Annotated in this window: 25 protein-coding genes and 1 riboswitch; of the genes, 18 read left to right on the top strand and 7 right to left on the bottom strand. The window is 69.1% G+C overall.

Features of this window, described 5'->3' with window-relative positions:
* The first annotated feature begins 11 nt into the window (after nt 1–11).
* Nucleotides 12–959: a zinc-binding alcohol dehydrogenase family protein gene (locus ACFCV3_RS19965; RefSeq protein ID WP_376031779.1), complete on the top strand. Its 948-nt coding sequence runs from the start codon at nt 12–14 to the stop codon at nt 957–959.
* Between the two features lie 121 nt (nt 960–1,080).
* The gene (locus tag ACFCV3_RS19960; RefSeq protein WP_376031777.1) at nt 1,081–1,773 is read left to right on the top strand and encodes a GntR family transcriptional regulator; all 693 of its coding nucleotides are present in this window, start codon (nt 1,081–1,083) and stop codon (nt 1,771–1,773) included.
* Between the two features lie 16 nt (nt 1,774–1,789).
* Here ACFCV3_RS19960 and ACFCV3_RS19955 read toward each other — a convergent pair whose 3' ends face one another.
* Genes ACFCV3_RS19955 through ACFCV3_RS19945 form a run of 3 tightly spaced genes read right to left on the bottom strand, consistent with a single transcriptional unit; the run spans nt 1,790 to nt 3,169 of the window.
* Nucleotides 1,790–2,254 carry a PPOX class F420-dependent oxidoreductase gene (locus ACFCV3_RS19955; RefSeq protein WP_376031775.1) on the bottom strand — a complete coding sequence of 155 codons (465 nt, stop codon included), beginning with the start codon at nt 2,252–2,254 and terminating at the stop codon, nt 1,790–1,792.
* Between the two features lie 19 nt (nt 2,255–2,273).
* A complete protein-coding gene (locus ACFCV3_RS19950; protein WP_376031773.1) occupies nt 2,274–2,633 on the bottom strand; it encodes a hypothetical protein in 360 nt (119 codons plus the stop codon).
* On the bottom strand, nt 2,633–3,169 hold the full coding sequence (locus ACFCV3_RS19945) for a hypothetical protein (protein ID WP_376031772.1): 537 nt from the start codon (nt 3,167–3,169) through the stop codon (nt 2,633–2,635). Before ACFCV3_RS19945 ends, ACFCV3_RS19950 begins: the two co-directional genes overlap by 1 nt.
* A gap of 75 nt (nt 3,170–3,244) precedes the next feature.
* Between ACFCV3_RS19945 and ACFCV3_RS19940 the strand changes: the two genes are divergently transcribed.
* Nucleotides 3,245–3,964, top strand: coding sequence for a hypothetical protein (locus ACFCV3_RS19940; RefSeq protein ID WP_376031770.1), 720 nt, complete (start codon nt 3,245–3,247; stop codon nt 3,962–3,964).
* Nucleotides 3,965–4,178: 214 nt separating this feature from the next.
* Complete coding sequence (locus tag ACFCV3_RS19935) at nt 4,179–5,699, top strand: DNA polymerase Y family protein (RefSeq protein ID WP_376031768.1); 1,521 nt, start codon at nt 4,179–4,181, stop codon at nt 5,697–5,699.
* A gap of 155 nt (nt 5,700–5,854) precedes the next feature.
* Here ACFCV3_RS19935 and ACFCV3_RS19930 read toward each other — a convergent pair whose 3' ends face one another.
* Nucleotides 5,855–7,054 carry an RNA polymerase sigma factor gene (locus ACFCV3_RS19930; RefSeq protein ID WP_376031766.1) on the bottom strand — a complete coding sequence of 400 codons (1,200 nt, stop codon included), beginning with the start codon at nt 7,052–7,054 and terminating at the stop codon, nt 5,855–5,857.
* Nucleotides 7,054–7,425 carry a YciI family protein gene (locus ACFCV3_RS19925; RefSeq protein ID WP_376031764.1) on the bottom strand — a complete coding sequence of 124 codons (372 nt, stop codon included), beginning with the start codon at nt 7,423–7,425 and terminating at the stop codon, nt 7,054–7,056. Before ACFCV3_RS19925 ends, ACFCV3_RS19930 begins: the two co-directional genes overlap by 1 nt.
* A 149-nt stretch (nt 7,426–7,574) precedes the next feature.
* Between ACFCV3_RS19925 and ACFCV3_RS19920 the strand changes: the two genes are divergently transcribed.
* From ACFCV3_RS19920 to ACFCV3_RS19855, 14 genes are all read left to right on the top strand, one after another.
* Nucleotides 7,575–8,168 (top strand): CDP-alcohol phosphatidyltransferase family protein, encoded by a 594-nt coding sequence (locus ACFCV3_RS19920; RefSeq protein WP_132415673.1) that lies wholly within the window; start codon nt 7,575–7,577, stop codon nt 8,166–8,168.
* A gap of 3 nt (nt 8,169–8,171) precedes the next feature.
* Nucleotides 8,172–9,014: a DUF881 domain-containing protein gene (locus ACFCV3_RS19915; RefSeq protein WP_376031762.1), complete on the top strand. Its 843-nt coding sequence runs from the start codon at nt 8,172–8,174 to the stop codon at nt 9,012–9,014.
* Nucleotides 9,011–9,343, top strand: a complete 333-nt coding sequence (locus ACFCV3_RS19910) for a small basic family protein (protein ID WP_131352136.1) — start codon at nt 9,011–9,013, stop codon at nt 9,341–9,343. Before ACFCV3_RS19915 ends, ACFCV3_RS19910 begins: the two co-directional genes overlap by 4 nt.
* Nucleotide 9,344: 1 nt before the next feature.
* Nucleotides 9,345–10,490, top strand: coding sequence for a DUF881 domain-containing protein (locus ACFCV3_RS19905; RefSeq protein WP_376031760.1), 1,146 nt, complete (start codon nt 9,345–9,347; stop codon nt 10,488–10,490).
* Between the two features lie 47 nt (nt 10,491–10,537).
* A complete protein-coding gene (gene gcvH, locus ACFCV3_RS19900) occupies nt 10,538–10,918 on the top strand; it encodes a glycine cleavage system protein GcvH (protein WP_376031758.1) in 381 nt (126 codons plus the stop codon).
* Nucleotides 10,919–11,052: 134 nt separating this feature from the next.
* Entirely contained in the window at nt 11,053–11,583 is a 531-nt protein-coding gene (locus tag ACFCV3_RS19895) for an FHA domain-containing protein (protein ID WP_376031756.1), read from the top strand.
* Complete coding sequence (locus ACFCV3_RS19890; protein ID WP_376031755.1) at nt 11,570–12,229, top strand: MerR family transcriptional regulator; 660 nt, start codon at nt 11,570–11,572, stop codon at nt 12,227–12,229. The genes ACFCV3_RS19895 and ACFCV3_RS19890 overlap by 14 nt, the downstream gene beginning before the upstream one ends.
* Nucleotides 12,230–12,448: 219 nt before the next feature.
* On the top strand, nt 12,449–12,940 hold the full coding sequence (locus ACFCV3_RS19885) for a bifunctional nuclease family protein (RefSeq protein WP_376031753.1): 492 nt from the start codon (nt 12,449–12,451) through the stop codon (nt 12,938–12,940).
* Between the two features lie 213 nt (nt 12,941–13,153).
* Entirely contained in the window at nt 13,154–13,750 is a 597-nt protein-coding gene (locus ACFCV3_RS19880; protein ID WP_376032435.1) for a MerR family transcriptional regulator, read from the top strand.
* Nucleotides 13,751–13,770: 20 nt separating this feature from the next.
* A riboswitch (glycine riboswitch) is annotated at nt 13,771–13,862 on the top strand.
* Between the two features lie 74 nt (nt 13,863–13,936).
* On the top strand, nt 13,937–16,783 hold the full coding sequence (gene gcvP, locus ACFCV3_RS19875; RefSeq protein WP_376031752.1) for an aminomethyl-transferring glycine dehydrogenase: 2,847 nt from the start codon (nt 13,937–13,939) through the stop codon (nt 16,781–16,783).
* A 39-nt stretch (nt 16,784–16,822) separates the two neighbouring features.
* Nucleotides 16,823–18,124: a serine hydrolase domain-containing protein gene (locus ACFCV3_RS19870; protein ID WP_376031750.1), complete on the top strand. Its 1,302-nt coding sequence runs from the start codon at nt 16,823–16,825 to the stop codon at nt 18,122–18,124.
* A gap of 88 nt (nt 18,125–18,212) precedes the next feature.
* Nucleotides 18,213–19,793: an IucA/IucC family protein gene (locus ACFCV3_RS19865; RefSeq protein ID WP_376031748.1), complete on the top strand. Its 1,581-nt coding sequence runs from the start codon at nt 18,213–18,215 to the stop codon at nt 19,791–19,793.
* A gap of 90 nt (nt 19,794–19,883) precedes the next feature.
* On the top strand, nt 19,884–20,546 hold the full coding sequence (locus ACFCV3_RS19860) for a class I SAM-dependent methyltransferase (protein WP_376031747.1): 663 nt from the start codon (nt 19,884–19,886) through the stop codon (nt 20,544–20,546).
* 126 nt (nt 20,547–20,672) lie between these two features.
* Nucleotides 20,673–21,092, top strand: a complete 420-nt coding sequence (locus tag ACFCV3_RS19855; protein ID WP_376031745.1) for a DUF805 domain-containing protein — start codon at nt 20,673–20,675, stop codon at nt 21,090–21,092.
* A 53-nt stretch (nt 21,093–21,145) separates the two neighbouring features.
* Here the strand turns inward: ACFCV3_RS19855 and ACFCV3_RS19850 are convergent, their stop codons facing one another.
* On the bottom strand, nt 21,146–22,552 hold the full coding sequence (locus ACFCV3_RS19850) for a metallopeptidase TldD-related protein (RefSeq protein WP_376031743.1): 1,407 nt from the start codon (nt 22,550–22,552) through the stop codon (nt 21,146–21,148).
* The gene (locus ACFCV3_RS19845) at nt 22,549–24,066 is read right to left on the bottom strand and encodes a TldD/PmbA family protein (RefSeq protein WP_376031742.1); all 1,518 of its coding nucleotides are present in this window, start codon (nt 24,064–24,066) and stop codon (nt 22,549–22,551) included. Before ACFCV3_RS19845 ends, ACFCV3_RS19850 begins: the two co-directional genes overlap by 4 nt.
* Nucleotides 24,067–24,119: the final 53 nt, after the last annotated feature.

The raw sequence follows: 24,119 nt of genomic DNA, 5'->3' as shown, positions 1-24,119 counted from the left end.
ATGGGGGACAGATGAGGTCGCAGGAGGGGACCGTGCTGCGCAGTCACGGACCTGGACCGGAGTTGGCGGTCGAGGAGATCGAGCAGACGGCCGGCCCGGGGGAGACGCTGGTCGAGATGCGGCTGGCCTCGGTGACGGCACAGGACCGGACCGTGCTGAGTGGCAAGCAGCCGGCAGCGGCGTTCACTCCGGGCTCCGAGGGGTTCGGTGTGGTGGTGAGCTCGGCAGTCGCCGAGACCGGCGCCGGCGTGGTGCTGCGGGGCGAAGGGGTCGGTGTGACGCGGCCTGGTCTATGGGGCCGGTACGCCGTCGTGCCCGACGCGGCTGTCCATCCGGTGCCGGCATCGATGGAGCCGGCGACCGCACTGGCGTTGCTGACACCGGCGTTGACCGCACACACCGCCGTACGGCGAGTTGGTCAGGTGCGCGCTGGTGAGACGGTCGTCGTCACCGGCATCACCGGACTGGTCGCGCGGCTGTGCGCAGCGGTCGCTCGGTCGGCCGGTGCGGCGCGGGTGATCGGTCTGGCCGGTGTGGTTGAGTCCGTCGAGCTGGTTGGTGATCTGGTCGACCAGATCGTGCGCGTGGACGAGCTGGGTCAGGTCGGTCGCGACCTGCCGTGGTGCGACCTCGCGGTCGACACTCTGGGCGGTCCGGTGACCAGTGGGGTGCTTGGGCACATCACACCGGGCGGGCGAATCGCCCTGCTCGGCTACAAGAGTGGCGAGTTCACAACCCTCGACCTGCATCAGCTGATCGGTCGCGACCTGCGCGTGCTGCCGGTGAACGTGCAGCGGACGACACCCGAGCCAGGTGCGGTCGGTCAGGCATTGGCTGATATCGCACCGGCCCGGCTGCGGCCGGAAGTCGAGCTGTTACCGGCTGCCCGGATCAGCGAGGTTCTGGACCGATCCGCTTCCGGTGCACGGTTTCTACTGGACCTGACCGCACTGGGCTGAACTCCTGGGCTGAACTTTCGTCCTGAGCAATCTGTCGGCGAAAGCGCGCACTCGGCCCGGCCTGCCGTACGGTTACCTCCCAGAGCTGTTCTGTGTGGAGGAGAGAGGCAGCCCGCGCCCAATGACCCGACGACTCGAGCTCACGCCTGGGGGACCGACCGGCCGTCGTACTCTCGCTGAGGAGGCCGCCGCCGAGCTGCACGAGCTCATCCTGTCCGGTGAACTGCCCAGTGGTACGGCGCTCCGTCTCGAGGAGCTCGCCAAACGGCTGGACATGAGCCAGATGCCGATCCGCGAAGGCCTCCGCCGGATGGCCGCACTCGGACTGGTCGAGATCGTGCCCCACAAGGGCGCCTGGGTCCGGGAGCTCTCCGTCGAGGACCTCCGCGACACCCACCAGACCCGCCTGTCGCTGGAGTCCCTCGCCGTCCGCGCCGCCGCCACCCGCTTCACCGAAGCCGACGCCGCCGCGGCCCGCACTGCCCTGGCCGAGCACGTCCGCCTGTCCAGACTCGGCGACAACATCGCCTCTCGCCAGGCCCACACCGAGTTCCACTTCGCGATCTACCGCGCCGGCGGCTCCCGCTGGCTGCCCCGAGCCATCGAGCCCGTCTGGCAGAACAGCGAGCGCTACCGCTTCGGCTCTCGCCAGACCAAGGCCCGCATCGAACAAACCCGCCGCGAACACCAGGCCATCCTCGACGCCTGCATGGCCCACGACGAGCCCGGCGCCGAAGCCGCCCTCCGAGACCACCTCGAAGGTGCCATGAAACGCATCACCGAAACCATGGAACGCCGCACCAACCGAGTCTGAAGCTCCCTGTGCGGGTTCAGTCGGCGAGGTGGGCCGGGAAGCCTCCGGTGGCCAGGGGGCTCCAGCGGGTGGGGGTGATGCGGATGAGGCATTTGCCTTGGGTTTGCATGGCTTCGCGGTACTCGTCCCAGTTGGGGTGTTCACCGGAGATCGAGCGGTAGTAGTCGACGAGGGGCTCTACTGCTTCAGGGAGCTGGATGACCTCGCCCTCGCCATCCACCTGAACCCAGGCGCCGTTCCAGTCGTCTGAGAGGACTACGACGCTGGTCTGCGGGTTGCGCTCGACGTTGGTGCTCTTGGCGCGCTGGGGGTACGACGAAATGACGATGCGGCCCTCGGGGTCGACCCCACCCGACACCGGCGACGCCTGCGGCGTACCGTCCGCGCGAGTCGTGATCAGCAGCATGTGATGACGCGGCCGGACGAACTCCAGTAGTCCTTCGAGATCGACCTTGGTGTTGGTGGCAATAGTTCTCGGCATGCCACCACCCTATGCGCGGTCAGAGGACAGCTGTCTCGTGGACGCTCAGCCACTGGGTGCCGGTGAGTACGGCGGTGGTCCAGCGGGCGGTGCCGATCGAGTGCTGCTCCAGGAACCGGCAGACCGCGGTGTCCGCGGACTGGGTGAGTACTTCGAACTGTTCGATGGTGATCTTGAGGCCTGGTACGGCGTTGTGGGCTGTACTCAGTCCACCCATCAGCTCGTCCAGTCCGAGCTTCACGCCGTCGACCGTGATCAGGGTGAACTCCGGTCGGTGGGCAGCCCGGAAACGCTCAAGCACCTCCGGGTCGGCGTCACCGCCGAGCCAGGCGGCCAGGTCGTCGTGGTGGCGGACCACTGCGTCGTACAGGGTGTTCATCAGAGGTCTCCGTAAAGGGGCAGCGGGTCGATCAGCTGCTCTAGCTCGTGGTCGGTGAGTTGGTTGATGCGGTCCTTGGCGCGCTGGGCCTGTGGCGTGGTGGGGATCTTGCCGGCCAGCAGACAGGGCAGTGCGATCTCGTAGCCGGCCCGGGCGCGCGGGGTGTAGCGGTGGCGGGTGCGGGCGACGGCTGAAGAGACTCGCAGCGCGTGTTCGTTGCGGGACTGGACACCTGGCCGGTCAGTCTCCTGGGCGGCGAAGCGGAAGCCGTTCGCGAGGTCGCAGGCGGCGCAGCCGAGTGGGCCGGCGCCCAGACCGGATCCGCACTCGGTGCAGGTCAGCTGCTTGAGCGCGCCGTCGACGACCCGCCAGTCGAACTCCGAGGTGTCCTGGAGGACGACCTCGGCCAGTTCGCGGGCTTCCGGCGTACCGGGGGTGACGCCGGACTCTGCGCAGAGGGCCTGCCAGGCGGTGTCGATGCTGTCCTCGATCTCCTGGAGGGCGCGCTGGAAGGTGGGATGGTCGACACGGAGCATGGTCGGACGATAACCGTTCGCAGGGGTGTGGACGATCGGATTGACACAGTCGAACAGGTGTTCGAACATGGGTTCATGACGGGGATCACGGCGCTCGACGAGGCTCGTGCCTTCCTGTCCACGACGAAGGCGCGGGGCGCCAAGGCCCGCGTGCAGCAGGCGCTGGACACGGCGACGGTGGACAGGGCGCTGCCGACGTCACCGGTGGTCTCCGAGCTGCTGGCGGGAGCCCCGCTGCGCGGCGGCGCGGTGTACTCCGTGCACGGGTCGACGGCGCTGGTGATGGCGTTGATGGCGGGACCGTCCGCGGAGGGTGCCTGGTGCGGGGTGGTCGGGATGCCGTCGTTCGGTGCGGAGGCGGCGCAGGCGCTGGGGGTGGACCTGGAGCGCCTCGTGCTGGTGCCGGATCCGGGGTCCGAGTGGCTCAACGTGGTCGCCGCGCTGGTCGATGCACTGACAGTTGTCGTGGTCCGGCCGCCCGGTGAGGTCACACCGGGCGAGGCGTCCCGGTTGGCCGCCCGGTTGCGGACTCGCGGTGCGCTGCTGATCGCCTCCGGTTCCTGGCCGGGCAGCGAAGCCCGCCTGGAGATCGAGAGCAACGCCTGGACCGGCCTGGGCGACGGTGAAGGGCTCCTCGCCGCCCGCCAAGCCACCGTCGCCGTCACCACCCGCCGAGCCGGCACCACCCCGCGCAGACACACCCTCTGGCTGCCCGCTTCCGACGGCGCCCTCCGCACCATCGCCTCGCCCGCCCTCACTACAGCCCCCACCTGGCAAGAAGAGGCAGTCGGCTGATGCGAGGCCACGAGCTAGGGGCGGGGAGGGGGAGAGGCGCCACCCTCCTCGCCCCCACACCCGCTGGGGGTTCGTGGTGGGAGAGGCGCCGCCCTCCCTGCCCCGACACCTGCTGGGGGGTCGTGGTGGGGAGCGCCGCCCTCCCCACGCTCGCAGCTCCTGCTGGGGGTTTGTGGTGAGGGGGCGGGAGGTTGGTCGGGTGATGGTGGTTTGGGTGCCTGATTGGCCGGTGGTGGCGGCGGGGGTGGGGGACGGGGCTGTTGCGGTGCTGGAGAAGGGGCGGGTGCTGGCTACTTCGGCGGCTGCTCGGAGGGAGGGGGTGCGGCGCGGGCAGCGGGCTCGGGAGGCGCAGGCGCGGTGTCCGGAGCTGGTGGTGGTGAAGTACGACGAGGTGGCGGATGCGCGGGCGTTCGAGCCGGTGGTGGAGTGTCTGGAGGCGTTGACGCCGGGGGTGCAGGTGATCCGGCCGGGGATGTGCGCGGTGAAGGCACGCGGGCCGGCCCGGTTCTACGGGAGTGAGTCGGCGGCTGCGGAGAAGCTGCTGGACCGGCTCGAGACGTTCGAGGTGCCCGGTGGGCGGGTCGGGGTTGCGGATGGTCCGTTCGCGGCTGAGCAGGCGGCGCGGGTGAGCTCGGAGCAGACACGGGTGCTGGTGGTGCCGACAGGCGATTCGCCGAAGTTCCTCGCGCCGCTCAGCGTCGACGTACTCGAGCAGCCAACGCTCACCGGTCTGCTGCGCCGCCTCGGGTTGCGGTCGTTGGGGGCGTTCGCGCAGTTGTCTGCAACCGAGGTGCTGACCAGGTTCGGCCCGGATGGTGCGTTCGCACATCAGTTGGCTCGCGGGGCGGACGACCGGCCGGTGGTGGCGCGGGAGGTGCCGCCGGAGCTCACCCGCACGCTCGAGTTCGAGCCGTCGGTGGATCGGGTCGACCAGGTGGCGTTCGCGGTCCGGTCGGTGGCCGACGAGCTGGTCGACCGGCTGACCGAGCTCGGCGGGGTGTGTACGACGCTGCGGGTCGAGGTCGAGACCGAGTCCGGGCGGATCCACGAGCGCGAGTGGTTGCACCCACGCTGGTTCACCGCCGCCGATGTGGTCGACCGGGTCCGTTGGCAACTCCAAGGCAGCGGTACGGCGACCAGTGGCCTGACCTCACCGGTCACCCGGATCCGGCTCGTCCCGGAGCAGGTGGACCCGGTCGGTGCCCAGGCCGACGGCCTGTGGGGCGGCGGACCGGACGAGCGGATCCACCGCGCCCTGTCCCGGGTCCAGAGCATGCTCGGCCACGGCGCTGTCGTGTCGGTGGTGGTCGGCGGCGGCCGCGGCTTCGCGGAACGCCAGACCCAGGTCCCGTGGGGCGACCGCCCGGTTCCCGCCCATTCACCCGACCAGCCCTGGCCCGGCGCGATCACCGCACTCGCCCCCACCACCGTCTTCTCCGAACCACTCCCGGCCCAGGTCTACGCCGCCGACGGCACCCAGGTCTCGGTCACCGCCCGCGGCGACCTCTCCGCCGCCCCCACCGCCTTCCGCCTCGCCCCCGGCCGCCGCGTCGCCGACAGCAACAAACTCCACCCCATCACCGCCTGGGCCGGCCCCTGGACCACCGACGAACGCTGGTGGGACCCCGCCGGCACCGCCCGCCAAGCCCGCTTCCAGTTCGTCACCGCCGACACCCGCGCCTGGCTCTTCACCCTCCGCCAAGCCACCTGGCACCTACAGGCCACCTACGACTGAAACCCCGTCCACTCGGAGTGGGGCTGGGCGGGCGTGCTGTGGCCGGCTAGTGGGGGTGTGGACAGCGGGTGGTGGGCGTGAACAAGGAATGACCTGTTCACGCCCACCAGTTCCTGTTCAAGCCCCCGGTTGTTGGCTGGGCTGACGGGATTCTGTTAGGGGGTTGGGGGTGTGAGGGCGTCGGCTCGGGTGTGGAGGTAGTGCTGTTCGGGGGTGCTTTGGGTTTGGCGGGCGGCTAGGAGGTAGGCGTCTCGGGCGGCGGCCACGTCGCCAGCTAGCTCGAGCAGGTGGGCTCGGACGGCGGAGACGCGGTGGTGGTTGGTGAGGGTGGGGTCGATGTCGTCGAGTAGGGCCAGGCCGGCGGCTGGGCCGTGGACCATGGCTACGGCGACTGTGCGGTTGAGGGTGACCATGGGGCCGGGGGCGGTGGATTCGAGGAGTTCGTAGAGCATCAGGATCTGGCGCCAGTCGGTGGCGTCGGCTGTTGCGGCCTGGTCGTGGACGGCGGCGATGGCGGCCTGGAGTTGGTAGGGGCCGACGGGGGCGGTGGCGAGGGTGGTGCTGATCAGGTCGGTGCCTTCGGCAATGGCTCCGGGGTTCCAGCGGGAACGGTCCTGGTCGGGGAGAGGCACGAGGTGGCCCTCGGGGGTGGTGCGGGCGGGGCGGCGGGCGTCGGTGAGCAGCATCAGCGCCAGCAGGCCGGCAACCTCACCTTCTGACGGCAGTTGCTCGTGGAGCTGCCGGGTCAGCCGGATGGCCTCGGTGCTGAGCTCGACCCGGTGCAGCGAGTCGCCGGACGATGCGGTGTAGCCCTCGTTGAAGATCAGGTAGAGCACATGCAGTACGGCGGTCAGCCGGGCCGGCAGCTCGTCGGGCGGCGGAAGCGCGAACCGGGCGCCCTGCAGTTTCGCCTTCGCCCGGCTGATCCGCTGACCGATAGTTGCCTCAGGCACCAGAAATGCCCGGGCGATCTCGCCGGTGGTCAGGCCGCCGACCGCCCGCAGAGTGAGTGCGACCTGGGACTGAGTGGTCAGGTCCGGGTGGCAGCACAGCATCAGCAAGGTCAGCGAGTCGTCGACAGCCGGCGCTGGCTCGGGCTCGGGCTGCACACTCACCGCCTCCTCGCGGCGCTGCCGGGCTGCCTCACTACGCAGCACCTCGATCCGCCGCCGCGACGCGACCGTGATCAGCCAACTCCGCGGATTCTCCGGTACGCCGTCGCTCGGCCACTGCACCGATGCCGCGAGCAACGCCTCCTGAACTGCATCCTCGCAGGCGTCGAAATCGCCGTACCGGCGCACGAGTGCGCTCAGCACCGACGGTGCCTGCGACCGCAACACCTCCTCGAGCTGCATCACATGTACGCCGACAGATCGCGCACCGGACGCACCTCGACCACGCTGTACGGCGCCTCCGGGATCAGCGCGACGATCTCGGCAGCACGCTCCATCGACTCGCAGTCGAGCAGATAGAACCCGGCCAGCTGTTCTTTCACCTCGGCGAAAGGACCGTCCGTCGTCAGCGGCTTGCCGTCCCGGACCAGCACCTGCTTGGTCGCGGACGGCGGAGCCAACGACTCGGAAGCGAGGAGCTCGTCACGTTCGGCCAGCGCTTCGTGCAGGGCGGCGTACCCGGCCATGCCTTCACGCTTCTGCTCGGCGGTCAGGCCGTCCCACACCGCACGGGATTCCGGATTGCCGTAGATGAGTACCAGGAACTTAGACACGGTCCAGTATCGATCGGATTACCGGTTTGCAGCACCCATAGCGGGTGACCCGCCGAGACGTTCAGGTGTAGAGGGTGTCCGGGGCATGCCCCGGGGCATGGCCCAAGTAGAGTTACAGCGACTATCAGGGGTGAGAGAGGAGGGGGCGCGTGCCGGACTTGGAAGTGTCCGACCGGGTGCTCACGATCCCGAACGCGCTCAGCTTCCTCAGGTTGCTGGGTGTGCCGCTGTTCCTGTGGCTGATCCTCGGGCCGCGGGAGGACGGCTGGGCGCTGCTCGTGCTGGCGATCTCCGGCTTCACGGACTGGGCCGACGGCCAGATCGCGCGGCGGATGAACCAGACCACCCGGCTCGGGCAGATGCTCGACCCGGTGGCCGACCGGCTGTACATCTTCGCCACCGTGCTCGGTCTGGCGCTGCGCGACATCATCCCGTGGTGGCTGGCGATCGCGCTGCCGCTGCGCGACCTGTTGCTCACGTTCACGCTGCCGGCGCTGCACCGCCGTGGTTTCAACGCGCTGCCGGTGCACTTCCTCGGCAAGTCGGCGACCTTCTGCCTGCTGTACGCGTTCCCGCTGCTCCTGCTCGGTGACGGCGACAGCACGCTGAACCTGCTGGCCCGCGTCTTCGGCTGGGCGTTCGCCATCTGGGGTACGGCGCTCTACTACTGGGCCGGCGTGCTCTACTTCGAGCAGCTGCGGCACCTGATCCAGACAGTGAAACCAATCGACAAGGCGCGGTAGCCAGTGACCGAGCCCGTAACCAAGCCGCCTCCGCCACGGCGCGTCGACGCCTCGATGTCGCTGCTGAACAACCTGATGGCGCACCCGATCGACGAGGGGTACGCCGTTGCGGCCCGGACCCGGCCGCAGCAGGACGGCAAGCCGGTCCGGTCGCGGCACCGGGTGATGCTCGCGGTGGCGGCAGTGGTGCTCGGTTTCCTGATCGCGGTCGCGGCCTCGCAGAACTACCGCAGCGCGCCGGAGGCGGAGAAGCAGCGCAAGGAGCTGATCGCCCGGATCAACCAGGCCGACACCCGGCTGGCCGGGCTGCGCACCGACCAGACCCGGCTGGCCGACGAGGTCCGCCGGCTGCAGGCCGGGGGACTGACCAACGCGGACAACGGTGTGGCGCTGCAGCAGAAGCTCGACGACCTGGAGTTGCAGACCGGAGCGATCGCGGTCACCGGTCCCGGCCTCAAGGTCGTCGTCAACGACGCCAAGGACGCGGACAAGGAGGGCCGGCTGCTCGACGTCGACCTCCAGCAGCTCGTCAACGGGTTGTGGACGGCAGGGGCCGAGGCGATCGCGGTGAACGGTCACCGGCTCACCTCGATGACCGCGATCCGGGGTGCCGGCAGTGCGATCACGGTCGACTACAGCTCGCTGACCCCGCCGTACACGGTGCTCGCGATCGGTGACACCGGGACGCTGCCGGCCCGGTTCGCGCAGAGCTCGGGCGGCCAGTGGGTGCAGTACCTGGTCAGCAACTTCGATGTCCGGATGACGATCACGACGGAGGATTCCTTGCTGGTGCCGGCGGATGCGACCATCGCGCTGCGATACGCGAAGGTCGGTGGCTCGAAATGATCGCCGTACTCGGACTGGTCATCGGCGTGGTGATCGGCCTGCTGGTCGCCCCGGACGTCCCGGAGTGGGCCCAGCCGTACCTGCCGATCGCGGTGGTCGCGGCGCTGGACGCGGTGTTCGGTGCGCTGCGGGCGTTCCTGGACGGGATCTTCGACGACAAGGTGTTCGTTGTGTCGTTCGTGTCCAACGTGCTGATCGCGGCGCTGATCGTCTACCTGGGTGACCAGCTCGGGGTCGGCTCGCAGCTGTCCACCGGCGTGGTCGTCGTGCTCGGGATCCGCATCTTCACCAACATGGCCGCGATCCGCCGGCACATCTTCAGGGCCTGACATGAGCGACGAGAAGCCGGGCACCCCGGACCCCGAGAAGCCCACCCCCGACGACCAGCCCACGGTCGTCGCCAGCTGGTGGGGCCAGGACGGTACGCCGACGGCCAAGCCCAAGGAACCGGATGAGCCGGCCCCCGAGGAGCAGTCGGCCGACAAGCCCGCAGCCGACGCACAGGCAGTGACCGAGCCCCAGGCGGCCGAGCCCAAGACGGATCCGCGCCAGGCGGATGAGCCGGACGAGCCCAAGGCGGATGAGCGCAGCGCGGACGAACCGAAGGTGGTTGAGGCGCCGCTGCGGCCGAAGGCCGAGCATGCCAAGCCGCCCCGCTTCGAACCGCAGGCCCCGCCCAAGCCGGCAGAGCCGGAGCAGGCGCATCCGGCCGAGCCGACGCCGATGCCCAAGAAGGCGCGGACGCCGAACCTCGCCGTCCGGCGGCTGAAGGCCGGGTTCAAGCCGTCCCGCGGCCAGGCGATCGTCGCGGTCGTGCTCGCGCTGGTCGCCTGTACGGCGGTCGTCCAGGTGCGCGTCAACCGTGCCGACGACGGGTACCAGAACGCCCGCCGTGAGGACCTGATCGCGATCCTCGACGGACTCGGGCAGAACACCCGGCGGCTCGAGGGTGAGATCGCCGAGCTGGAGGAGCGGAAGAACACGCTGGCGTCCAGTGCCGACAAGGCGGAGACGGCCAAGCAGCAGGCGGAGGCGCAGATCCGCGCGCTCGGGATCCTGGCGGGCACGGTGCCCGCGCACGGACCCGGGGTCCGGATCACCCTGAACGACCCGCAGGGCAAGATGACGTCCAGCAACCTGCTGGACGCGATCGAGGAACTGCGCGACGCCGGTGCCGAGGCCATCCAGATCAACGGCACGGTGCGGGTGGTGGCCAGTACCGACTTCGTCGACGACGCTCCCGGTATCAAGATCGACGGGCTGAAGGTGACCTCGCCGTACGTGATCGAGGCGATCGGTGACTCGCACAGCCTGGCCGAGGCGTCCAACTTTCCCGGTGGGCTGGTCAGTGAGGTGACCGGTCCCCAGGTGGGCGGTACGGCGGACGTGAACGAGGAGACCAACGTCGCCATCACTGCCTTGCACGCGCAGGAGGAGCATCGTTACGCTCGCCCGGCGCCCAGCCCCTCCAAGTAGGCCCAGTCAAGTAGCGTCCAGTCACACTTCCAGAAAGAGGAACGACGGTGTACCCCGAAGACCTGAAGTACACGGCCGAGCACGAGTGGGTGAAGGCCGGCGAGGGCCCGGTGCGGGTCGGTATCACCGACTTCGCGCAGGACGCGCTCGGTGACATCGTGTACGTCCAGCTCCCCGAGGTCGGCAGCGCGGTGCGCGCCGGCGACTCCTGTGGCGAGCTCGAGTCGACCAAGAGTGTCAGCGACCTGTTCGCCCCGGTGAACGGGACCGTGCGGGCCGTCAACGAGGCCCTGGCCGACCAGCCCGACCTGGTCAACACCGACCCGTACGGCGAGGGCTGGCTGCTCGACATCGAGGTGGACGACGACGCCGAGGTCGAGGCCCTGATGGACGCCGAGACCTACCAGGGCCAGCTCGACCCGAGCTGATCGCTGCGGGCCGGTCACTGCCTGATAGGTTTGCCGGACCTCAACCGCTGATCGAGGGTTGGGGTCCGGGTCCACACTGTTAACACGGGGTCTACGACACAACGTCGCCTAACGGCGATCGGGAGGATCACAGCATGCCGTTCTGCAACCAGTGCGGGCACGAGAACTCCGAGGGCAGCCGCTTCTGCTCGCAGTGCGGAGCCATGCTCCCTGGGGCGGACCGTCCGGCCGCCGCGACGCCGGCGCCCGGTGTGACGGACACCGCGATGCTGACGCCGATCAGCGCCGAGCCGGAGACCGAGCGCTTCGACCAGGGCGAGCCGCTGTCGCCCGACGACCAGGCCGCGGTGGGTGCGTTGCCGGCCGGGTCGGCCCTGCTGATCGTGCAGCGCGGCCCGAACGCGGGCAGCCGGTTCCTGCTCGACGTCGACGTGGTCACCGCCGGCCGGCACCCGGACAGCGACATCTTCCTCGACGACGTGACGGTGTCCCGCCGGCACGCCGAGTTCCGCCGCGACGCCTACGGCGTCAAGGTGCGCGACGTCGGCAGCCTGAACGGCACCTACGTGAACCGGGACCGGATCGACGAGGTCCAGCTGAGCAACGGTGACGAGGTCCAGATCGGCAAGTACCGGCTGGTCTACTACGCCAGTGGCCAAGCCTGAGCTCTCGATCGGCGAGGTCCTGCAGATCCTGCAGGCCGAGTTCACCGATGTCACCATCTCCAAGATCAGGTTCCTCGAGGCCGAGGGGCTGGTGACACCGGCGCGCACCGCGTCGGGCTACCGCAAGTTCAGCGCGGGTGATGTGGAGCGGCTGCGCTACGTGCTGACCGCCCAGCGTGACCAATACCTGCCGCTGAAGGTCATCAAGGAGCACCTCGGTGCGATCGACCGCGGTCTGCGCCCGGCAGCAGGTGGACCGCCGATCGCTCCCAGTACGCCGGCCTCCGGGCCGGCCGCCGACGACTTCGGTGCCACCGGCACCGACCTGCGGCTGACCAAGGCGGAGCTCTGCGCGGCCGCCGGAGTCGGTACGGCGTTGCTCGCCGAGCTGGAGAGTCACGGCCTGATCGTGGCCGACGGCAAGCATTACGGCGGGGACGCGATCGTGGTCGCCCAGGTGGCCGCGGAGCTGGCGACGTACGGGATCGAACCGCGGCACCTGCGCCCGTTCCGGACCGCGGCCGACCGCGAGGTCGGACTGATCGAGCAGGTCACCGGCCCCCGCCGTACCGACCAGACCCAGGAGCTGGCCGCCCTCACCGTGCGCCTACACACGGCCCTGGTCCGCTCCCGCCTCCCACGCTGACCGGCAACACGGACGGATAACCCCCGGCGTTGCTCCTTCTCGGCAGTTCAGAGCGGCGGGAGGGGCAACAAGAGGGGATCTCCGTCGGTGTTGCCTCTTATCAGTTCGTGTGAAGGGGGTAGAAGGGGCCCTCCGGACGGATATCCGTTGGTGTGGCCGGGGAGTGGGACGGGGGGCTGGTGGCGGGCTTCGGGGAGGTGGGCGGAGTAGGGTTGAGGTGTGCGCGAAGTCGACGTAGTCGGAGTCCGGGTCGAGATGCCCTCGAGTCAGCCCATCGTGCTGCTCCGGGAGGTCGGCGGCGAGCGGTACCTGCCGATCTGGATCGGTGCGGCGGAGGCGAGCGCGATCGCGTTCGCCCAGCAGGGGATGGAACCACCCCGGCCGCTGACCCACGATCTGTTCGCGGAGACGATCCGGGTGCTCGGGCACACGCTCAGTCAGGTCCGGATCGTGAACCTGACCGACGGGGTCTTCGAGGCCATCCTGGTCTTCGACGACAAGACCGAGATCTCGGCCCGCCCGTCGGACTCGATCGCGATCGCGCTGCGCACCGGCACCCCGGTGTACTGCGCCGAGGAGATCCTGGCCGAGGCCGGGATCCCGGTCCCGGAGAGCGAGACCGGCGCCGACGAGGTACAGGAGGAAGAGGAGGTCGAGCGGTTCCGGGAGTTCCTCGACCAGGTCACCCCCGAGGACTTCGACAAGAGCTGAGCCCGCTCCGGGCGCCTGCGGCAGGCAAGACCGGGAAGGTAACGATTCGTGTGGGAGTCGCGACACGCTAGCGGCTCGAAGCGGTTGTCGTTGACCCTCTCAGGTCGGCGGCTTACCGTGAAGGAGTCGTGGGGCACCGTTACTCCACGGAGACGACTCGTTCCAGCAGGTATTCAGGGAGGCTCAGGCGTGACACGCACCGGCGACACGGATCTGACGGCGCAGTCGACGTCCGAAGCACGCGCCGAGGCGGCGATCACGGCCGGCGTTCAGGGTCTGCTGTTCGAGGACGACCTGCGGCCGATGCCGGAGGATGTCGGGTTCCGTGGACCGACCGCCTGCGCGGCCGCCGGGATCACGTACCGCCAGCTCGACTACTGGGCGCGGACCGGCCTGGTCTCACCGTCGGTGCGCCCGGCGACCGGCTCGGGGACGCAGCGGTTGTACGGTTTCCGTGACGTTCTGTTGCTGAAGGTGATCAAGCGGCTGCTCGACGCCGGGATCTCGTTGCAGCAGATCCGGACCGCGATCGCACACCTGAGCAAGCGCGGGATCGACGACCTGACCCAGATCACGCTGATGAGTGACGGCGCGTCGGTCTACATGTGCACCTCGCCGGACGAGGTCATCGACCTGCTGGCCGGTGGCCAGGGAGTCTTCGGCATCGCCCTCGGCGGTGTCTGGCGTGAGGTCGAAGGCTCGCTGTCCGAGCTGCCGACCGAGCGTGCCGACGGCCACGGCGAAGGTGACGACGCGGGCCATGCAAGCGACGAGCTCGCTGCCCGCCGCCGGGCCCGCATGACCGGCTGAGGTACCCTCTAGCTAGCTGTTCACCGCACTCGGGAGAGACCCGTGCAAAACCGGGCGCCGAAGGGGCAATTCCTCCCCGGAACCTCTCAGGCCCATGGACCGGGTGCGTCAGGCGACTCTGAAGCGTGCTCATCCGCGTGACAGAGGGGGAGGCCCCCGGAAGCTACTGCAACGGAGCCTCTTGCGATGACGGAAATTTCAGCAATCTTCGCCGACCGGCACATCGGGCCCCGCCCCGACGAGGTCGCGCGGATGGTCGAACTCCTCGGGTACGCCGATGTCGACGCGCTCGCGGATGCCGCCGTACCGGCCTCGATCCGGTCCACCGAACCGCTGCGGCTCCCGGAGCCGGCCTCCGAGGTGGACGCGCTCACCGAGCTGCGCCAGCTGGCGGCCCGCAACAACGTCGCCACCTCGATGATCGGCCAGGGCTACTACGGCACCTTCACCCCGTCGGTGATCGTCCGCCGCCTGGTCGAGAACCCGGCCTGGTACACGGCCTACACGCCGTACCAGCCGGAGATCTCCCAGGGCCGGCTCGAGGCGCTGCTGAACTTCCAGACCGTCGTGTCGGACCTGACCGGTCTCCCGACGGCAAATGCCTCATTGCTCGACGAGGGCACCGCGGCCGCCGAGGCGATGACGCTGGCCCACCGCTCGAACCGGCAGTCGTCAATCAAGGGGGCAAAGTCGAACCGCTTCCTGGTAGACGCGGACTGCTTCGCGCAGACGATCGCGGTCGTCGAGACCCGCGCCGAGGCGCTGGACATCGAGGTGGTTGTTGCCGACACCACCGATGGCCTGCCCGAGGGTGACTTCTTCGGCTTCCTGGTGCAGTACCCGGGTTCCGGCGGTGCTGTCCGTGACCTGAAGCCGTTGATCGCCGCCGCGCACGAGCGCGAGACGCTGGTCGCGGTCGCGTCCGACCTGCTCGCGCTGACGTTGCTCGAGGCACCGGGGGAGGCCGGGGCCGATATCGTCATCGGCTCCTCGCAGCGCTTCGGCGTCCCGCTGTTCTACGGCGGCCCGCACGCCGGCTTCATGTCGGTCCGCGCCGGTCTCGAGCGGTCGCTGCCCGGCCGGCTGGTCGGTGTCTCGGTCGATGCGGACGGCGCCCCGGCGTACCGGCTCGCGTTGCAGACGCGTGAGCAGCACATCCGTCGCGAGAAGGCGACCTCCAACATCTGTACGGCGCAGGTCCTGCTCGCCGTCGTTGCCTCCATGTACGCCGTGTACCACGGACCGGACGGGTTGCAGGCGATCGCGGCCCGCGTGCACGACTACGCGGGCAAGCTGGCCGCGTCCCTGCGCGCCGGGGGTGTCGAGGTCGTGCACGGCGACTTCTTCGACACTGTCCTGGCCCGCGTTCCCGGTGCTGCTGCGGATGTCGTCGACGCTGCCCGGCAGAACGGCATCTGGCTGCGCCAGGTCGACGCCGACCACGTCGGTATCTCGTGTGACGAGAAGACCGATCTCGCCGCGCTGACCCGGGTCTGCCAGTCCTTCGGCGTCCAGTACGACGACACCCTCGCGGCCCCGGCGATCGCCGTACCGCGGACGTCGGAGTACCTGACGCATCCCGTCTTCAACACCCACCGGTCCGAGACGGCGATGCTGCGCTACCTGCGCAAGCTGTCCGACAAGGACTACGCGCTCGACCGCGGCATGATCCCGCTCGGCTCGTGCACGATGAAGCTGAACGCGACCACCGAGATGGAAGCGGTCACCTGGCCCGAGTTCGCCGACATGCACCCGCTGGCGCCGATCGAGGACGCCGCCGGGTACGTGAAGCTGATCGGACAGCTGGAGCGCTGGCTGGCCGAGGTCACCGGCTACGCGAAGGTCTCCATCCAGCCGAACGCCGGCTCCCAGGGTGAGCTCGCCGGTCTGCTCGCGATCCGCGGCTACCACCGGGCCCAGGGCGACGCGGACCGCAACGTCTGCCTGATCCCGGCCTCGGCGCACGGCACCAACGCTGCCTCGGCCGTGATGGCCGGGATGAAGGTTGTTGTTGTCAAGGGCAACGACGACGGCACGATCGACCTGGACGACCTGCGGGGTAAGGCTTCTGAGCACGCCGAGAAGCTGGCCGCGATCATGATCACCTACCCGTCCACCCACGGGGTGTACGAGGAGAGCGTGACTGAGGTCTGCCGGATCGTCCACGAGCACGGCGGTCAGGTGTACGTCGACGGTGCGAACCTGAACGCCCTGCTGGGTCTCGCCAAGCCGGGCCAGTTCGGCGGTGACGTCAGCCACCTGAACCTGCACAAGACCTTCTGCATCCCGCACGGCGGCGGTGGCCCGGGTGTCGGTCCGGTCGCGGTCGCCGCGCACCTCGCGCCGTACCTGCCGAACCACCCGCTGCTCGACCAGGCCGGCCCCGAGTCCGGTGTCGGTCCGATCAGCGCGGCCCCGTTCGGATCGGCCGGCGTCCTGGCGATCTCGTGGGCCTACATCCGGATGATGGGCGCCGAGGGCCTGACCGCGGCCACCAAGGCCGCCGTACTGACCGCGAACTACGTCGCCAAGCGGCTCGAGGGCGCCTTCCCGGTCCTCTACACCGGTGAGAACGGCCTGGTCGCGCACGAGTGCATCCTGGACCTGCGGCCGATGACGAAGGAGACCGGCATCACCGTCGACGACGTCGCGAAGCGCCTGGTCGACTACGGCTTCCACGCGCCGACCATGTCGTTCCCGGTGGCCGGCACCCTGATGGTCGAGCCGACCGAATCCGAGGACCTCGGTGAGCTCGACCGCTTCTGCGACGCGATGATCGCGATCAAGCACGAGATCGACCGCGTCGCCGCCAACGAGTGGCCGGCCGACGACAACCCGCTCGTCAACGCCCCGCACACCGCGGCCTCGGTGATCAACGACAAGTGGGAGCACGCCTACACCCGCGAAGAGGCCGCCTTCCCGCAGTCCGTCGACCGCGCCTCGAAGTACTGGCCCCCCGTCCGCCGCATCGACGGCGCCTACGGCGACCGCAACCTGATCTGCTCCTGCCCGTCCCCGGAAGCCTTCGAGTAATCGGCATGTCGGTCACCCGCACGAGGCATACTCGTGCGGGTGACCGACGTACGTGCAGAGACCGCCGCGGCCCTGATCGCCGGGATCGCAGCTGCGCAGAGTGAGACCAGAGTGCCCTCGCTGGCCGCCGGTGTGGTGCGGGACAGTGAGCTGGTGTGGAGTGGGGCTCGCGGGCGGTTCGCTGATGCGGGTGGGCTCGCGCCGGGGGCGAATGTGCAGTACCGGATCGGGTCGATCACCAAGACGCTGACTGCTGTGCTGGTGATGCAGTGCCGCGATGAAGGGCTGCTTGCGCTAAATGATGCCATAGGCAAGCATCTGCCCGGGATCGCGTTCGGTGACCGGACTGTGCGGCACCTGCTCGCGCACAGTGGCGGGATGAACGCCGAGCCCGAGGGGCCGTGGTGGGAGCGCAATCCGGGGGTCTCGTTCGACGAGCTGGTCGCGGCGATGGACGAGTCGCACGCGGCCGGTCCGGCCGATCGGCGGCACCACTACTCGAACCTCGGCTACGCGGTGCTGGCCGAGATCGTGGCCCGGGTGCGTGGCGAGTCGTGGCTGGATCTGGTGCAGGAGCGCATCCTCGATCCGCTGGAGATGCGGCGTACGTCGTACTTCCCGTTCGGCGCGGCTGCCCAGGGGTATTCCGTGCACCCGTTCAGTGGTCAGCTGATCGAGGAACCGGCCTACGACTCGGGTGCGATGGCGCCGGCCGGGCAGTTGTGGAGCACGGTCGAGGACCTGGCGAAGTACGCGAACTTCTGGATCGACCCGGTCGGTGAGGTGCTCAGCCGCGACACCGTTGACGAGATGGCCGCGCCGGCGGCTGCGGATCCGCGGGAGGCACTGACCGCATCGTACGGGCTCGGGTTGCGGTTGATTGCCGACGACCCCTATCTGCTGATCGGGCACACCGGTTCGATGCCGGGCTTCCTGGCCGGGCTGTTCGTCGATCGGGTACGCCGGATCGGTGCGGTCACGCTGGGGAACGCGACGTACGGGAAGGTGGCGTCGCTGGCGCCGGAGCTGATCAGCACGCTCGTCCGGCACGAGCCGGTGCTCGCGCGCGAGTGGTTGCCGGAGCCGGAACTCGAGCAGGGCAACGAGTTGCTCGGCCACTGGTACTGGGGAAACACGCCGCTCACCATCGCGGTCAGCGGTGGTGTCCTGCAGTTGACGGGAGCGATGAGCTGCCGCTTCACGCCGCTGGGGCCTGACCTGTATCAAGGGCGTGACGGCTACTTCGCGGGGGAGCGGCTCCGGGTGGTGCGCTCCGCGAGCGGTGTCGACCATCTGAATCTGGCCACCTTCACGCTCACCAGGACGCCGTACGGCGAGTGACGATGACCACGTGGAGTCAGCTGGTCACCGGAGCCGTTTAAAGTTAGGCTCACCTAAGTAAGCATTGCCTTACTTCAGGGAGTGAGCGTTGACCTCGACCGAGACGGCCGTCGCGGCGCATCTGAACGCGATTCTGCGCTGCTACACGCGGGAGGCTGCGGTACCGGTGACCACCGGGCTGCTGCGGCTGGCCGTCGGCGCATCGACGGTTACAGCCCGCGTCGAGCATGCTTCCCGGAGCGGCTGGCACCAGTTCACCGAGATCCTCGTGGACGGCGTCCCGCCGGCGCCCGAGGAGCTGGTGCGGCTGCTGTCGGCCGGCGCGGATCCGGCCGAGGTCGACGACCTGGTGGCGCGCACGGCCGAGTCGGTCCGCAACGTCGCCTACTTCGTCGACGCGGGTGGGGCCGATCGCGGTCCGGGCCGCTTCCTGGAGATCGAGCAGGCGTTGCTGTTCGGTCAACTGAACCACCCGGCACCCAAGAGCCGGGACGGACTGAGCGGTGCCGAGCTGGCGAGGTACTCGCCGGAGCTCGGTGGCCGTTTCGCGGTGCACTGGTTCGAGGCCGACACCGAATTGGTGTCCTCGGACCAGGTGGCCGGCGCGCCCTCGCTGCAGGGACTGGACGCTGTGCAGCTGATGGGCGCGCTGGCCGGTATCACTCCGTCGGCGGGCCGGGTGCTGATCCCGGCACACCCTTGGCAGGCGGCGGCACTGCGGCAACGGCCGCGGGTCGCCAAGCTGCTCGCGGAAGGCCGTGTGAAAGAGCTCGGCCCGCACGGCGCGCAGTGGTACCCGACTTCGAGCATGCGCACCCTGTACCACCCGGACCTCCCAGTGATGCTGAAACTGTCCCTCGGCCTCCGCATTGCGAACTCACGCCGGGAGTCGACCCCGACCGAGCTCCGCCGCGGCCTCGAGGTCTACCGGCTCCTCGATGCTGCCTACAACGCCGGTACGGCGACCGCGCACCCACGCTTCACCATCGTCCGGGACCCGGCGTGGATCGCACTCGATGAGGGTGGACCCACGTTGACCGGCCTGGATGTTGCCGTCCGCGAGGTGCCGAACGACGTCAACAGCTATGCCTGCTTGGCCGGACTGGTCGCGCCACGGCCGGACCGCATCAGCCGCCTCAGTGAGTTCGCCGCTGATGACACGGTCGGCTGGGTGGCGTCGTACATCGACAACGTCCTGATCCCGATGCTCCATCTGTACGCCGAGACCGGCATCGGCCTGGAAGCGCATCAGCAGAACACCCTGGTCCGCTTGGACGGGCTGGGTCGAATCAAGGGTGGTGCCTACCGCGACAACCAGGGCTACTACCTCGCGTCGTCGCACCTGCGTGGTCTGCTCGCTGTCACCGGTCTGCGCGACTCTGCGCTGGCCGTGGTCGACGACAGCACGGTGGACGACCGCCTGACCTGCAACCTGCTCTACAACCAGGCGCTGGCCGTGGTGGGCTGTCTGGCCGCTGACGGGGTTGCTGACGAAGCAGAACTACTCAATGTGGTTCGCGACCGGCTGATCCTCGCTCTGCCGCTCCTGCAGGCTGCCGGGCCGGACGGTGACCGCCTCGCGCGCCGCTGGCTGACCGCAGACACCCTGCCCTGCCAGGCGAATCTCTCCACCGTCTACCTGAACATCCCGAACCCGCTCACGGCCTGACTGCTGCTGGTTCCCCCGGTCTCTTTGCACTGTAGGCTGGCGCGGTCTGCCGATCGTCCAGACCGGCGTGACGACCACGGGGAGCAATACATGAACACTGGACACGTCGAGCTCGCACGGGCTCAGCAGGAACGGTGGGAGACCGCTTACGCGCGGCAGCCGCAACTGCACGGAGCGGAGCCGTCGGCGGCGGCGCACTGGGCAGCGGAGACCTTTGGTGCCGCAGGCATCGATGACGTTCTCGAGCTCGGTGCGGGGCACGGCCGGGACGCGCTTTTCCTGGCCAGGCAGGGATTCAGCGTCCATGCCACCGACTTCAGCGAGACTGCGCTCGACCAGTTGCGGCAGCAGGCACAACGCGAGGGTCTCGACGACCGCGTCACCGCCGCGCTGCACGACGTCCGCGATCCGCTGCCGCCGGCCGACGCCACAGTGAACGCAGTCTTCGCGAACCTGCTGCTGAACATGGCCTTCACCCCCGACGAGCTGCGCGGACTGGTCGGCGAGATCCACCGCGTCCTGCGCCCCGGCGGCCTGTTCGTGTACGCCGTCTGGTCCGCCGACGACCCCTGTGCGGCGAACTGGCAGGACCTCGGTGGCGGCCTGTCCGTCCACGACGGCTTCGCCGGCCGCTTCTTCGACCGGTCCCGGCTCGACGAGCTGACCCACGGCTGGCAGCCGATCGACACCACGGCGTACGCCGAAGGCCCGAAACCGCACCGGATGTGGCGGGTCACGGTCGCGAAAAGGTGAAGTTAGCTCGAAGTACGGCGCGCCATGTTGCAGAGTGATCACCGAAGGGTGACGGTGCATTGACGACGCCGGGCAGGTCCGACAGGCTCTGTCCGCGCCTCAACTTTCTAGCATCGGAGTTCAGCAATGCAGTGGTTCCTGGCGGTAGTCAAGCAGTATGCCGTGTTCTCTGGACGAGCCCGGCGCAAGGAATACTGGATGTACACGCTGTTCTGGGCGATCGGCTACATCGTCCTGGGGGTCGTCGACCAGATCCTCGGCACGCACCAGAAGAACACGTTCGGCGGTCTGCTGGCCGGTCTGTTCAGCCTGGCGCTGCTGCTGCCCTCGATCGGTGTGGCCATTCGCCGCATGCACGACACCGGGCGCAGTGGCTGGTGGATCCTGATCAACCTGGTCCCTTGTGTCGGCTGGATCTGGTTCATCGTGCTGGCTGCCGGTGACGGCAACCCGGGCGACAACCAGTACGGTCCGGACCCGAAGGCTGCCGAGCGTGGCTTCGGTGGGCCGGCTGGTCCGGCCGAGCCGGGATATCCGACGGCCTGACGTCGAACAACGAAACGCCCCGCAGACCTTTCGAGGTTTGCGGGGCGTTTCGTCTAGCTGGCCTGGCTGACGCTGGACATGTTGAAGTCCGGGATCAGCAGCGGCGGGGTGGCCGTGCGGGAGAACTCGTCACCCCACTCGCGGGAGAACGACGGCACGGTCGCGCCGGCCGCGCCGATCCTCGACAGCAGGTCGACCGGGCTCTCGTTGAAGCGGAAGTTGTTGACCGCGCCGGTGACCTCGCCGTTCTCGACCAGGTAGACGCCATCGCGGGTGAGCCCGGTCAGCAGTGACGTCTGCGGGTCGACCATCCGGATGTACCAGAGGCAGGTCAGCAGCAGGCCGTTCCCCATCCCGGCCACCAGGTCGTCCGTCGTACCGGTCGCGCCGTCGATCGACAGGACGTAGTTGTCGATCGGGGGAGCGGCAGTGGTGGCGCCGATCAGCTCGGCCGTGTGCCGGCTGGTCATCAGCGTCTCGAGCTTGCCGTCGCGAATCCAGTCGGTCGCGGACAGGGTGAGGCCGTTGTCGAAGACGCTCTGCGAAGCACCCGACGAACGGGCGACCGCGAACGGGAACGTCTCCAGACCGGGCAGGCTCGGATCTGAACGCAACTGCACCGGCTTCGACGAGAGCGTCTCGCCGACCCGCGTGCCACCCGGTGGCTTCGCGAACACACTGCGCCCCTCGAAGGCCTCCCTGCCGTCCAGCTGCCAGAACAGGTACGTCGTCAGGTCGGCTACCGCGGTTGGTGGCAGAACGGTTGCGTGGCGACCGGGGTCGACGGCAACTGTCCGCGATGCCCAGCCCAGTCGCCGGGTGAGCTCCGCGTCGAGCGCCAGTGGGTCGATGTCGGTGAAGTCGCGTGTCGCCGCACCGGCCCACGCGGACTGGCTCAGGTCGCCGGACTTGCCGGTGGAGCTGACGAAACCGCGCGGCAGGGCCTGCCGAAGCCGGAGCCCGGCGGACGAACCGACGTACAGGGTGACGACCTCGTGGTCGGCGAATCCGTAGAGCCAGCGGCTCTCGCTGGTGGCCCGCTGCAGGGTCTCGCCGAGGGCCGGGGCGAACTTCTCGTAGACGGTGACCGAGGTTTCCTCCGGCTCGTCGTCCCAGTCCGGGCTGGTGGTGCCGTCGACCAGCGGTCGGGCGTCCTCGGCCGGTGTGGCGGCGCGCGCGGTCGCGACCGCGGCCGAGACCTGCTGACGCAGCGAGTCGTCGGTCACCGCGGTCCTGCTGACCACACCGGTCGCAGTGCCTTCACCGGCGCCGACCGTGGCGATCACAGTGACGTGCGAGCCGCGCATCGCGCCGTTCGTGGTCAGGGTGTTGTTGGCCCAGCGCAGGTTCGCGCTGGAGGTCTCGGCGACGATGATCACGCAACCGTCGGCTCCCTCGGCCGCGGCGAGCGCAAGCCCGCGCTCGACGGTGTCCTGCGGGGTGAGCTGAATGGCGGTCACCGGCCGGCCTCCTGCGTGGTGTTGAGAATGCGGACGCCCCGGAACAGGGCGGACGGGCAACCGTGGCTGACCGCACCGGACTGCGCGGGCTGGGCCTTGCCGCAGTTCAGCGCACCGTGCAGGACATAGGTCTCCGGGCCGCCGACGGCCTCCATCGAGCCCCAGAAGTCGGTCGTGGTGGCCTGGTAGGCGATGTCGCGCAGCTGGCCGTCCAGCTTGCCGTTGGTGATCTTGTAGAACCGCTGGCCGGTGAACTGGAAGTTGTACCGCTGCATGTCGATCGACCACGACTTGTCGCCGACGATGTAGATCCCGTTCTCCACCCGGCTGATCAGCTCCTCGGTCGAAGGGCCGCCGGGCGCGGGCTGCAGGGACACGTTGGCCATCCGCTGGATCGGGATGTGGCCGGACGAATCGGCGTACGCACAGCCGTTGGAGCGGCCGGTGCCGAGGAGCTTCTCGTTCACCTTCGCCATCCGGCGGTCGACCTGGTAGCCGACCAGTACGCCGTCCTTGACCAGATCCCACTGCTGACCGGCGACCCCCTCGTCGTCGTACCCGACCGTGGACAGGCCGTGCTCGGCGGTCCGGTCACCGGTGACGTGCATGATCGGCGAGCCGTACTTCAGGTTGCCGAGCTTGTCGGTGGTCGCGAAGCTCGTGCCGGCGTAGTTGGCCTCGTAGCCGAGCGCGCGGTCCAGCTCGGTGGCGTGGCCGATCGACTCGTGGATCGTCAGCCACAGGTTGGTCGGGTCGATGACCAGGTCGTACACACCGGCCTCGACACTCGGCGCGGCCATCTTCTCGGCCAGCCAGCCCGGGATCTGCGCGAGCTCGTCGTCCCAGTCCCAGCCGGTGCCCGTCAGGTACTCCCAGCCGCGGCCGGCCGGCGGCGCGCAGCTCGTCATCGAGTCGAACCGGCCGGTCTCGGCGTCCACCGCGAACGCGGTGATGTCCGGCCCGATCCGCACCCGCTGCTGCGTGTACGACGTACCTTCCGTGTTCGCGTAGAACTTGCACTCGTGGACCGAGGTGACATGCACACTCACGTGCGCGACGCCGTCCGCCTTGAGCAGCCGGTCGCTGTAGTCGGTGAGCAGCGCGACCTTCTCGGTCCGCGGGACGCTGAACGGGTCGATCTCGTACGACGAGATCCAGGTGACGTCGTCGTACACCGGCTCGTCGGCGAGCTCGATCGTCTCGGCGTTGATCGGCCGCGACACCTGCGCCATGTGCACGGCCTGCTCGGCCACCTGGACCGCCTGATCGGTGGTCAGCGCGACCCCGGCCGCGAAACCCCAGGTACCGGCGTGCACGACGCGCACCGCGAGCCCCAGGTCCTCGCCGTCGCTCGCACTCTCCAGCACACTGTCGCGGAGGGCGATCGACTCCGACCGGATCCGCTCCAGGCGGAACTCGGCGAAGGTGGCCCCGAGGTCCCGGGCCCGCTGCAGAGCGGCCTCCGCGAGCTCATGCCGGGGCAGGGCAAGGAACGACTCATCGATGTCTGGCACGATCCCGACCCTATACACCGGAACCGACAGGCGAGCTGCGGTGTAGTGACAAT

The organism is Kribbella sp. NPDC056345, from assembly GCF_042262745.1.
Taxonomy (GTDB): Bacteria; Actinomycetota; Actinomycetes; order Propionibacteriales; family Kribbellaceae; genus Kribbella.
The sequence above is the reverse complement of the archived record's forward strand: the minus strand, read 5'-3'. Positions and strand labels throughout refer to the sequence as shown.